Annotated in this window: 8 protein-coding genes and 2 riboswitches; all 8 genes read left to right on the forward strand. The window is 58.7% G+C overall.

Features of this window, described 5'->3' with window-relative positions:
- The first annotated feature begins 448 nt into the window (after positions 1-448).
- The 8 genes from ACH50O_RS21310 to ACH50O_RS21345 all read left to right on the forward strand — a co-directional run bounded on the left by ACH50O_RS21310 (position 449) and on the right by ACH50O_RS21345 (position 11,815).
- Positions 449-1,120, forward strand: coding sequence for a TonB family protein (locus ACH50O_RS21310; RefSeq protein WP_446809760.1), 672 nt, complete (start codon positions 449-451; stop codon positions 1,118-1,120).
- A gap of 45 nt (positions 1,121-1,165) precedes the next feature.
- Entirely contained in the window at positions 1,166-3,061 is a 1,896-nt protein-coding gene (locus ACH50O_RS21315) for a putative porin (protein ID WP_446809761.1), read from the forward strand.
- A gap of 13 nt (positions 3,062-3,074) precedes the next feature.
- A complete protein-coding gene (locus ACH50O_RS21320; protein WP_446809762.1) occupies positions 3,075-3,968 on the forward strand; it encodes a hypothetical protein in 894 nt (297 codons plus the stop codon).
- Positions 3,965-5,626, forward strand: a complete 1,662-nt coding sequence (locus tag ACH50O_RS21325) for a ShlB/FhaC/HecB family hemolysin secretion/activation protein (protein ID WP_446809763.1) — start codon at positions 3,965-3,967, stop codon at positions 5,624-5,626. The genes ACH50O_RS21320 and ACH50O_RS21325 overlap by 4 nt, the downstream gene beginning before the upstream one ends.
- A gap of 603 nt (positions 5,627-6,229) precedes the next feature.
- Positions 6,230-6,305: riboswitch (cyclic di-GMP riboswitch) on the forward strand.
- 352 nt (positions 6,306-6,657) lie between these two features.
- On the forward strand, positions 6,658-7,545 hold the full coding sequence (locus ACH50O_RS21330) for a hypothetical protein (protein WP_446809764.1): 888 nt from the start codon (positions 6,658-6,660) through the stop codon (positions 7,543-7,545).
- 244 nt (positions 7,546-7,789) lie between these two features.
- Positions 7,790-8,197, forward strand: a complete 408-nt coding sequence (locus ACH50O_RS21335; protein ID WP_446809765.1) for a group III truncated hemoglobin — start codon at positions 7,790-7,792, stop codon at positions 8,195-8,197.
- A gap of 16 nt (positions 8,198-8,213) precedes the next feature.
- Positions 8,214-10,079 (forward strand): methyltransferase, encoded by a 1,866-nt coding sequence (locus tag ACH50O_RS21340; protein ID WP_446809766.1) that lies wholly within the window; start codon positions 8,214-8,216, stop codon positions 10,077-10,079.
- Between the two features lie 326 nt (positions 10,080-10,405).
- Positions 10,406-10,481, forward strand: a riboswitch (cyclic di-GMP riboswitch).
- A 317-nt stretch (positions 10,482-10,798) separates the two neighbouring features.
- Positions 10,799-11,815, forward strand: a complete 1,017-nt coding sequence (locus ACH50O_RS21345) for a VPLPA-CTERM sorting domain-containing protein (protein WP_446809767.1) — start codon at positions 10,799-10,801, stop codon at positions 11,813-11,815.
- Positions 11,816-11,855 lie beyond the last annotated feature (40 nt).

An 11,855-nucleotide genomic window follows, 5' to 3' on the forward strand; every position in this document is an offset into this window, starting at 1 on the left:
TTTCTTTTGCGTCGCCAAAAGAAAGTATCCAAAGAAAAGGCGACCCGACATCCCGCCTTAATCCTGCGCTTTACGAAAACCATCCATGGTTTTCGCCCTGCGGGCCAGCCTATCGGCTGTTCAAATTTGCTCCTGGCAAATTTGTTGCTTTTGGCGAGGGTTTTCGGAAGGGGCTTCCTGCCCCTCCGAAAACGAGCGGCATCCCTGCCGCTCCCCTGCGGGCTGATCTCGCCAAAAGCTGCGATGCTCGGGGCGGAATAACGGGAAGAACCCCATCCCCACACTTAGAACGACTGGGGAATTAAGGAAGATGGATGGCAGCAGGCGTAGGGTGGGCACGATGAGTGCCCACGCGGCATGCCGACGCGAAACAACAGCCGCTGTTGGGCTAGGACTGACTTGAGAGCGCGGGCGCTTGGGACCCGTGACCACGAATGAATGTAACGAGATGACAAACAAATATGCCTGGCTCCGCCGCTTGCCCGTGTTATTGGGCATAGGTTTAGCCCTTTTGACTGCGTTGGGCGTGTGGTGGTTGGCCGACAAGTTCGAGAAGCCGCCGCAAACCAAAAAGGTGGTGCAGCAGATCACCATGATCCAGCCGCCACCTCCACCGCCCCCGCCGCCCGAGCAAAAGCCGCCGCCGGAAGAGATCAAGGAAGAGAAGATCGAACAGCCGGAACCCGAGCCAGAGCCGGAACCCGCGCCGGAGCAGGATGAAGCGCCGCCGGCGGAAGAACTGGGCCTGGACGCCGACGGCGCGGCCGGCAGCGATGGCTTCGGGCTGGCCGCGCGCAAGGGCGGGCGCTCGATCCTGGGCGGGGGCGGCGGTAATGCCATCCTCTGGTACGGCGGACAGATCCAACGCCAGGTCGAGAACGGCTTGCAAGGCCTGTTGGCTGACAGCGCCGCCAGTCAGGCCGGCTACAGCGTGATCCTGGAAGTCTGGGTCGGCGCCGACGGCCGCATCAGCCGCAGCGAACTGTCCGGCGGCAGCGGCAAGGCCGAGGTCGACCAAGCCATCCGCGCCGCCCTGCCGCGCCTGCGCGCCAGCGTCGGCCGGCCGCCGCCGGAGAACATGCCGCAGCCGATCCGGATCCGGCTGACCTCCCGGGTGTAGGGACCACACCACCGATTTTTAAGACTATTGATTAAGCGACAAACCATGACTACCGCCACCAAAACCCTAGCCCTGCTGCTGACCGGCAGCCTGGCCGCCACCACCGGCGCGCATGCCGCCGACGAGACGATTTCGGTCAAAAAATCCACCCTGGTCAATCTGGTCGACCTGCTGGTGCAACGCGGCGTGATCAACCAAGACGAAGGCAAAGGCCTGGTCAGCGCCGCCGAACAGGAAGCCGCGGCCCAGGCCGCCCAAGCGGCGGCCAACGCCGCGGTTGCCGGCACCGGCAAAGCCGCGTCCGGCGATCAGACGACGGCCAACCTCCCGGCCGGCGAGGGCGCCGTCGCCGCCGAGTGGGCGGGCGAACCGGCCAATGCCAAAGCCAAAACCGGCAAAATCAAACACGTCGTCTACGTGCCGGAGTTCGTGAAAAAAGAAATCCGCGACCAAGTCCGGGCCGAACTGAAAGCCGACGTCCTGCAAGACGTCAAACAGGATGCTAAAACCGAAGGCTGGGGCATCCCCGGCGCCTTGCCGGCATGGGTGGCGGCGATCCACCCCAGCTTTGACATGCGCATCCGCTTTGCCGACGAGTTTTACGGCAAAGAAAATGCTGGCGGCATCGAGAATGTCGGTATCGATACCGCCGGCAACTTCTTCGGCCCCTATAACTGGTTGTCCATCAACCGCGCCGGCAATACCCCGCAAGGCGGCTTGAACCGGCAGGTGGCGCTCAATCCCAACGAAGCCATTGTCAACAATCAAAAAGACCGCTTGCGCCTGCGCGAACGCTTCCGTCTGGGTTTCGAAGCCAATATTGCCGACGGCCTGAAAGCCGGGATTCGTTTTGCCACCAGCAACCTCAACAACCCGGTGTCCAACGACCAGACCCTGGGCAATACCGGCCAGTCCTACCAGTTTGCGATCGACCGTTCCTACCTGCAATACGACTATATCGACGACAAAAACACTAACTGGTTTAGTTTGTACGCCGGCCGCATCATCAATCCCTTCGTCTCCACCGACATCGTCTACGATCCGGATCTCAGCTTCGAAGGCGTGGCCGGCAGTTTCCGCCTGCCGTTCAACCGCGGCAGCAACAAACTGGCCGGCTACAAAGCGCCGAACCCCACCGCGCGCTTCGGCATCAATCAGGGGCAGCAAACCCCCGACAGCCTGTTCCTGACCTTGGGCGTGTTCCCGCTGCAAGACATCGACGTCTCGGTCAACGACAAATGGCTATACGCCGGCCAAGTCGGCGCCGACTGGCTGGTATTCAACGACTCGCGGTTCAATGTCGCGGCATCGTACTACGAATTCCAAAACGTCAACGCCCGCCGCAACCCACTCGGCAGCCATGTCTACGACTGGACCGCCCCGCAATTCGTGCAAAAGGGTAACTCGATGGTCGCCATCACCGACGTCAACACCCTCAACGGCGTCTGCGACGATACCGTCGGCTGCTTATTCGGCTTGGCGTCCGAGTTCAAAGTGTTCAATGCCACGGCGATGTTCGACTACGCCGGCTTTGACCCGGCCCATGTGTTGTTGACTGTTGATTACGCCAAGAACCTGGGTTACGACAAGCAAAAGATCGCCGCCGAGTTTCAGAACGGCATCGTCAACTACACCAATAACAAACCGCGCACTATGGCGTACCAAATCCGCGTCGATGTCGGCCAACCGGACGTGCGGCGCTGGTCCGACTGGAGCGTCAATCTGGCCTACCGCTACGTGCAGCGCGACGCCGTGCTGGATGCCTTCACCGACTCCATCTTTCACTTGGGCGGCACCAATGCCAAGGGCTGGGTGGCCGGCGTGCAATACGGCCTGGCCAAGAACACCTGGCTCAACCTGCGCTGGTTAAGCACCGACGCCATCGACGGCCCGAAATACAGCATCGACACCCTCAACGTCGATCTGAATGCACGGTTCTAAGGAGGCGGCGAGGATGAAGCATCGACAGCAAATACACCGGTCCATATCGGTCCGGTCGCGTACCCGGCTCAGGCACTGGCTGGCCGGCCTGCTCGTCAGCGGCCTGCTGGCGAGCGCCGGTCCGACCCTGGCCGAACCCAAAGCGGCCGCCCCCGGCGGCGAGGCCATCAAAAAAGCCCAAGGCCTGATCCGCCAGCTCAGCCAGGAGAAAGCCGCGCTGGAAGCCGAGAAAACCGCCTGGGCCGGCGAAAAAGCCACGCTGGAGGCCAAAGTCAAAAGCCTGGATGCCGCCGTGGCCCAACTGCAACCCTTGCAGGCCGAAGTGGCCCGCTATAAAGCCGGCCTGGAAACGGTGCGCAGCAATCTGGAAGCGCAACTGGGCCAACAGCGGCAGCGGGAACAGGCCTTGCTGCAAAAGCATAATGACGTGGTTGCCAAGGCCCGCGACATCCGCGACGACAACAGCTTGCTGGTGCAGGCCGTGCAAGAGCGCGAACAATGGATCGCGCAATGCACGGATGTCAACCAGCAGTTGCGGACCGCCAATCAGGAGATACTCAAGCAGTACCAAAATAAAGGTCTGCTGCAACAACTGGCGGAACTGGAGCCCTTGACCGGCATCGGCCAAGTGCAAACCGAAGCGGTGGCGGAAGCGTACCGCTATAAATTGCAGCAGTTGAAGATCACCCCGTTCGAGCCCAGCGTGCCGAATGGTCAAGGCGGACAAAATGTTCAAGGCGCACAAAATGTTCAAGATGGACAAGGCCGTCAGAGCGAGTTATCGACGCCCACTGCGCCGGCCGATGGCGCAAACACTGCCTTGCCGGTGGCCGGTGCGGTGCCGGCGAAGGAGGATGCCGGCCAGCCCGGCGCACAGGGCGACGCCAGTCCGGAGGCGGGCCGATGACGCGTCAGACATTATTGACCGCGATCGGCCTGATCCTGCACGGCACGGTGGCGGTACATGCGGCGGACGCCGGGCAAAATCCGGCCGCGCCGCCGCAAAACGCCGTCCAACCGGCGGCCGCCCCGGCCAACGAGACCGCCGCCCAATGGGCCGGCGACCAGCAACCGCGTTTCGACGTGCTGGATTACCAGATCGACGGCAACACTGTTCTGGATGACGAAACCCTGGAGCGGGCCGTCTATCCGCACCTGGGGCCGGACAAAACCGTCGAGGACGTGGAAAAAGCCCGGGCTTCCCTGGAAGAAGCCTACCGCAACGCCGGCTATCCGACCGTGGTGGTGGCGATACCGGAACAGGATGTCGAAGGCGGGGCCGTGCGCTTGAGCGTGGTGGAAGGCACCATCGAGACCCTGCACATCAGCGGCTCGCGCTATTACGCGCTGGGTAAGATCCGCGACGGCGTACCGGCCCTGGCCGAGGGCCAGGTGCCGCACATGCCCAAGGTGCAGGCGCAGATGAATACCCTGGCCCAGCAATCGGCCGACCGCAATGTGACGCCGGTGTTCCGGGCCGGCAGCACGCCGGGCAAAATGGAAGTGGAATTAAAGGTCAAGGACGAACTGCCATTGCACGGCAATCTCGAAATGAACAGCCGCAACTCCGAACATACCAGTTACACCCGGCTTTTGGGATCGCTGCGCTACGACAACCTGTGGCAGAAGTTCCATAGCGCCTCCTTCCAGTATCAGGTGTCGCCGGAAATCAGCGAGGAAGTCCAGGTCTGGTCCGGCACCTACGTGCTGCCCACCGGCTGGGCCGACACCCGCCTGGCCCTGTACGGCATCGGCATCAGCTCCAACACCCAGCTCGGCGTCAACGTCGGCGGCCTGTCCGTGGTCGGCGCCGGCTCGATCTACGGCGCCCGGTTGGTCAAGCCGCTGCCGGGGGCGTCCGACAACGTGACACACAGCCTGAGCTTTGGCTTCGACTACAAAAGCTTCGAGCAACAGATCGCCAGCCTCACCGAAAATACCCCGATCAGCTACGCGTCATTCATGACCGGCTACGACGGCAGCCTGCGCACGGCCGACAGCACCACCGCGCTGAGCCTGGCCAGCCACTTCTCGTTCCGCGGCCTGGGTAACGACGCCCAGCAGTTCGCCAACAAGCGGCGCGATGCCGCACCGAACTTCCTGTACCTGACCGGCGATCTCAAGCATCAGCAACGCCTGCCGTGGGATTTTCGGCTGCTGGCCCGGGCCGGCGGCCAGGCCAGCATGTCGGCCCTGATCAGCAATGAACAGTACTCGGCGGGCGGCCCGCTCAGCGTGCGCGGCTACCATCAAACCCAACTGCTGGGCGATCACGGCGTCAACCTGTCGCTGGAACTGCAAACGCCGCACCTGCTGCCGGGGGATTGGGACGACAGCCAGAACCTACGCCTGCTGAGCTTTTTTGATTGGGCCAACATCTGGATCGACCACCCTATCGCCCCCACCCCGGCCACCGCGCACCTGGCGTCCGCCGGCATCGGCCTGCGTACGCAATGGTTCAAGTATCTGCTGGGCGAGCTGGACTGGAGCTATCCGTTTTACCGGCAAGGCACCGTCGACCCCGGCCAGCAGCGCGTCGATTTTAGGCTGGTTTATGAGTTTTAAGGGCTGGGTAGCTGTCATTTTCTAGCCGCATTAGTTTCATAGTCGTCGGGCATTTCGTTTCAGTTATTAGTTTCACTTGAACTCGAAGTAAACAAATATTGCTCCGACTTTTTGACTAAAAAATGCGCATATCAATATATATAAATAGATATATCGTTTGGTAATAAATAAATGACTGTTTCCTAAAACCGTACTAATCGAATGGAAAGCGGGATTATTTGCAGAATAGAAGGAATGTAGCTAATTGATATGCAAAAAATATGTCCTCGACATAAAGTTTTCGTATTAGCCCCCGGCACACATTCCTCGCCCTGTTGATCCCATAACAGCAAGAATAACGGGTTGACCGGCGCTATCGTTATATCTTAATGTTTATAACGAATTGTCGTTGCCAATGGATTCAATCAATCCGGCTCTCGTATTCGGAAACTAAGCAAAGTGCTATTTAACTTGAGTTATTCGCAACAAAATCCGCGGACAAGGGCGTTGCAAGGATGTGATTCGCTTCCATCTAGCCGGTTAATTGATGGAGATGAGGCAAATCGCCGACGGTGCCGCCTTTATCGGTCGTAACGGCATCAATCTCCAGGGACGAATAAGAGAAAACCAAACCGCCACACCGGCCGCAAGGCCGGGCCGGAAAATCACGGGGCTCGCCAGAGCCGGCCGGATTGCCTCTCAGGAGCAGGGGAGGGTCTTCGAGTTAAGACCATCTGCTCCAACCCACGTTTTCAGTCGATGGAAGACGCCTGGCAAATGGCTTTGCTAGGGTAAAAAGCCATGGTCGGCCAATGCGGCACAGGTAAGTGCTGCAAGCAATCGCCGGGATTCGGTCATTGCGGATACACCAGAAAGGTGATCGGCAGGGATGCTTTGGTGCCGACAAATCCAGGACGGACGAGTCGGCCCAAAACCCATGCCTCGCCTGTCAATCGGGCGGTGTAGGACTAAAAGCAGGAGAGAGCGAATTTAAATCAAAAGATCGCGTTTTTTGTATTCCCAGCCACTTTTCCAACCTTAAAGGATTATTAATGAACAAACATCAATTCAAGCAGCCCGCATTGGTTTTGGCCATCGGTGCGGTGCTAAGCACCCAAACCGGTTTGGCCGCTGCGACTACTCTGAGCGTGGAAGCGGTCTCGGACACCTTTCTGACCAGCTACTCGCTGCAGGCCAATTCGAACATGTCCAGCTACGGCGCGATGATGATCTCCGCTCCGGTAGCGGATCCGCAGCAAGGCATCAGCGAGGTGCGTACCATGGAAAACCTGGTGGCCTACAACACGGCTTCGATCAAATCCGGGTTTGATTCGCAATACGGCGCGGGCAACTGGCACGTCACCGATGTGCAACTCAAGTGGTATACCAACTTCGACATCCAAGGCGTGCCGGCCAACAACAACCAGTTCAACGTGCCGCATGCCGGTTACTTCGGCGTTTCCTATTTCAGCAACGATAGCTGGTTCAATCCGGCGACTGCCGGAGTGACCGGGTTGAGCAATTCCAACCTGACCTGGAATTCGGTTTACGGCAACGGCGGCGTCTACAGCAATCTGTTTGCCGGTCAACAGTCAACGGGAACTTTCTATTATCCGACCGGCAATGCCAATGGTACTACCGATTGCGTCTCCCAAGCCTGTGCCCCGCGCTTTTGGGACCTGAGTCTGGCGACCGGTTTGGTAAATGACATCCTCGCAGGTGACTACCTCTCCTTCCACGGCTATGCGGCGGATAACCAAGTCGTTTATCTGATCAACCAACTCACCAAACCCGGTGCTCATCCGCAAATCTTCATTAGTGCCGAAGCCGGTCCCGCCGCCGTGCCGTTGCCGGGAGCGGTCTGGTTATTTCTGAGCGCCTTCCTGTCCGTTTTGGGCTTCTCGAAACGCGCCGGCGCGCCGGGCCGTCTCTCCGTCTAAGTTTCGGCCAAACCAAGATCAGGGCTATCGTCATGCGCTCCATTCCGGAAACGACAAGATGTTTTGAACGTCGAGAAATTGCTATCAACCGATTTCCCGATGCTCAACATAAGACTGTCTTTGCCATCGGCGGCCCACTTTCGTCTCCCCCGCGCTGCAATCCCGATGTTCCCGGTTGCGGCGCGGCACTCCTTGATATCGGTTACAGCCGATCACGCAAATCAGTTGTTACCAAGAGGTCGCGATGAATACCGAAAACACTGAGGTTACGGAACAACAAATCGCCGAACTGGTGCGCCGATTCTATGAAAACGCGGCGGCCGACGACAGGCTAAAAGCCATCTTCGACGGTGCCATCCACGATTGGGACGATCACCACCGTGTGGTCGAAAACTTTTGGTCGCGGACGCTGCTAAACACCGACCGCTATCAAGGTAGTCCTTACCCCATCCACACCCGCCTGCCATTGCAGATCGAACATTTCGACATTTGGCTTGCACACTTCAGGCAAACGGCCAGGGAAGTATTGCCGGCGGAAGCCGCTGAGCGCGCCATTGCCCGCGCCGAGCATATGGCGGAAAGCTTTAAGGTCGGGATGTTCTTCGACTACAACCCGGCGCGGACGAGCTCTTGCGCCAATCCCGGCGACTAAGGCAGTGGATGTAGCGATGAGCCAGAATCCGCAATTTCCGGTTTGGAGCCGACTGCTAGGCGAAAGCATGCAGGCGATGCGGCAACACCATTACGGCCGGGCGGCCGCGCTGTTGCGGTCGGTTGTCGGCAACGGCTCACGTAAAGTCAGGCTATGGCCCCATTACCGGCAGGCATTGGCGAATTTTGCCTTCGCCTTGTACCGGAATGGCGATGTCGGCGAGGCTCTGGCCTACCAGACTCAACTGCTGCTGACCTTGCCCAACGATGTGGAAGCGCGCGGCAACTTTTTGCTGTTACTCAAAGCCGGCGATGCGCATTTGCCCGATTCCGCCGAATTTCGGCGCGCATTGCGTAGTGTGATGGCGCAGAGCGATGTCTCCGAATATGCGTTGGAAATCGCCCGGTCGCTATTGAAGGACTCGGTTTTTCGTCAGGCGTTCGAGCTTTTATTATCCGGCGACGATAAGCAAGCCGTCAGTGCCTTACGTCAGGGCCGGTTGCGGGCGATGATGCAAATGCCGTTGTTTTTACTGCTGTTGCGCGGCAGTTTGATTCCGTTGCCGGCATTCGAAACGGTGCTGCGCCGCTTGCGCAAGGCACTATTGTTGACTTACGCCGTACCGGCTAAGGCAGCTGAAATTGCCCGGCCGGGCAAGGTGGAGTGGGAGTTCATCGGCGCACTGGCCCGCTACAGTTGGCTGACCGAATATGCGATAGCCGAAGACGAACAGGAAACCGCCATTGTCGGGCTGTTGCGGCGGCAGTTGGATATCGGCCTGAGTTTGCCTTCCGAGCCGGCATGGCAGCCAGCGTTAGCCTATCACTCGCTGTACCGCTCCGGCTTGGACTTGTCCGATTGCCGTGCCTTGTTCACTCAAGCCTCCGTCGTTTGGAAACCGTATTTACAGCCCTTGGTAAAGGAATGGCAAGCCTGTTTGGCGGAACGCATCCTGGCCGCGGATATTGAAAGTCTTACCGGCATCGGCAGCGAGCTTTCCGAACAAGTACGCCGGCAATACGAAGAAAACCCGTTTCCGCGCTGGCAACGCGACCCTATTGCCCATCAGCGCTTGAGCGCCGGACGCTGGCTGACCGGTTTCGCTCCCGGCCTGCATCTGCCGAGGGAATTCGATGGCCCGGTGAATGTACTAAGCGCCGGCTGCGGCACCGGGTTGGAACCCATTTCCCTGGTCCGGCAAATCCAGACGGGCCGCTATTTGGCTATAGACCTCAGCCGGGCCAGTCTGGCCTATGCCCGGCGCATGGCAAAGCAACTGGGGTTGGCCGACGCCATCGACTTTAAGCAGGCCGATATTACCCAACTGGACGGCTTTAAAGAACGCTTCGATCTGATCACCGCCAGCGGTGTCTTACACCATTTGGAGAACCCGTTGGCGGGCTGGCGGATTTTAACCGGCTTGCTAAAGCCCGACGGCATCATGTTGGTGAGCTTGTACAGCGAAGCGGCGCGGCAAACCGTGGTTCGCGCCCGGCGGCTGATCGCCGAAAACAACTGGCAGCCGACGCCGGCGCGGATGCGGCAATTCCGCCAAGCAATCTTGAATGGCGAACACGAAGAACTGAAACCGTTGCTGCAATGGCGGGATTTTTACAACCTCAGCATGTTTCGCGATCTGGTGTTTCACGTCAACGAACATCGCTACAGCCTGCCGCAAATCGAACAACAGTTGGCCGAACTGGGACTGCGCTTCGTCACCATGCGCGGCCTGACCATGCCTTTGCAGGCGCTGTATCAAGCCGGTTTTCCGCAAGATCCCGGCGGCACCGACCTCGCCAACTGGGCCCGATTCGAGGAACAGCAGCCGAACGCCTTCGCGTCCATGTACGGGCTGGTGCTGCAAAAACCGGGGAGGGACTAGACCCCGAAATTCGCGGATTAACTTAACGAATGATTTTACCAATCGATGTCCGCTAATCCCCCAACTTGCGGCAGCGAACGGCAAATCCACAAGGAATGTGGCTTGGCAAACGGAGGCGCCAAGGTAACAAATCCAGGAAATTCGTAGTGCAGGCAAGCGCTGCGACAAGTAGCCGGGATGGCGCTTGCAAGGGATGCACCGGTCCGATGTCCCGCACGGAACGCCGGTGTCGATGCCGCCAGGCTGGCTATATCGACACCACCTTTTTTGCGCCGTCTCAATCAAGGCCGTTTTTCCCATTTGGGTTTGGGCGGATGGCGCGCAAAAACAGTTCATGCCACACCGGTCGTAAGGCCGGGCCGGAAAATCACGGAACTCGCCAGAGTTAGCCGGATTGCCTCTGAACACGGAGTGCCGCGCGGGGCAAAGTGTTTAAACAATTTATCGCTGATTTTGACCGCCCTAGGGCCAGGAGTTTTTCGTGCACGGATTTTTACATCTCACTAATAGCGTATCGCTGCTTGCTGCCTTGGTTATTGCCGAGATTCGAAGTGAATTGTCGATACCAGGTTGGAAGTTAACCCTATTTATGCCTTGGCCTCCTTTGGCAATTGCCGTGCGCGGAAAGTTTAGCGTGGGACCAGGCAAGTAACCGCGGCCCCCGGCCGCAATTTAACCGCCCGCAAGGGCTCTCAATATCAATCTTAAGGTAGAACATTATGCAAAACAGCAAATCCAACATTCGCGCGGTGGTCATCGCGTCGGCGTTTTTATTGTCCTTATCGGCAACGGCCGATGCCAGTGTCAGGCTGAGCGGCTTTTTGAATGCCGGCAGCCCCACCAATTTCGGTATTGCCGATCTGCAAACTTACGCCGCCAGTCACGGCAGTGCCGTCAAAACTGTCACCGTCGGCAGCGATACATATACCGGTGTCTCGTTATACAGCTATATCAGTTCATATGTAGCCAAGGATTCCAACGCGAAAAACGACATCCTGCGCGATTATGTGCTGGCCAACGGCAGCAGCGGCAGCACGGTTTACGCCATGGGCAACCTGCTCGGCAGCGGCTTTGGCGTCGCCAACGACATCATCGCCTACAGCGACAGCAATGGCACACTGGTGGCCCCAAGCGTCATCGCCGCCGACGGTTCCAGCGTCTACGGTTTGAGTAGCTTGAACGTCGGTCATGTGGCCTGGCAAGGAGCCGGAGCTGGCGGTATTTCCAGCTCATTCACGGTCGGCGGCGCGGTTAGCAATCCTGGCAGCTATTCGACGGCTAATCTGCCTGGTTCGTTGACGCCAACCACCGTATTCACCAAACCGGACGGTAGCTCACTGGTGGTTAACGCGACGACCGGCTTTACCGGGGTATCGATGTGGGATTTGCTGGTGGCTGCCGGCATCTCCACCGATTCCAACATCTTGAAAACCTCCTACGTCATCGCAACCGGTAGCGACAACTACACAGCGGTCTATTCCATGGAAGAAATCATGGCGGCCTATGGCAATCAAGGCGATTTGGTCGCTTGGGCTGATGGACTCGGCACTGGTTTGGGCAATAGTGGTGTGTTTCGCACCGTGGTGCCGTCCGATCTGAAAGGTGGACGCTATATGTCCAATTTGTCCAGCCTGACGGTCGTCAACGCGGTACCACTGCCGGCTGCGGTCTGGATGATGTTGACCGGCTTGGTGGGCCTTGCATTCAGTTCGCGTAAACGCGTGTTGGTCGCTTAAACCGTTGGTTTGGCTGTCGCCGGCTGCAGGCCGCTCCTCC

The sequence above is a fragment of the Methylomonas sp. 2BW1-5-20 genome, from assembly GCF_052474515.1.

What these genes read in the sequence shown, in the direction of transcription:
- ACH50O_RS21325 (WP_446809763.1), top strand. Translation starts at nt 3,965, where the DNA reads ATGACGCGTCAGACATTATTGACCGCGATCGGCCTGATCCTGCACGGC.
- ACH50O_RS21340 (WP_446809766.1), top strand. Translation starts at nt 8,214, where the DNA reads ATGAGCCAGAATCCGCAATTTCCGGTTTGGAGCCGACTGCTAGGCGAA.
- ACH50O_RS21310 (WP_446809760.1), top strand. Translation starts at nt 449, where the DNA reads ATGACAAACAAATATGCCTGGCTCCGCCGCTTGCCCGTGTTATTGGGC.
- ACH50O_RS21335 (WP_446809765.1), top strand. Translation starts at nt 7,790, where the DNA reads ATGAATACCGAAAACACTGAGGTTACGGAACAACAAATCGCCGAACTG.
- ACH50O_RS21315 (WP_446809761.1), top strand. Translation starts at nt 1,166, where the DNA reads ATGACTACCGCCACCAAAACCCTAGCCCTGCTGCTGACCGGCAGCCTG.
- ACH50O_RS21320 (WP_446809762.1), top strand. Translation starts at nt 3,075, where the DNA reads ATGAAGCATCGACAGCAAATACACCGGTCCATATCGGTCCGGTCGCGT.
- ACH50O_RS21345 (WP_446809767.1), top strand. Translation starts at nt 10,799, where the DNA reads ATGCAAAACAGCAAATCCAACATTCGCGCGGTGGTCATCGCGTCGGCG.
- ACH50O_RS21330 (WP_446809764.1), top strand. Translation starts at nt 6,658, where the DNA reads ATGAACAAACATCAATTCAAGCAGCCCGCATTGGTTTTGGCCATCGGT.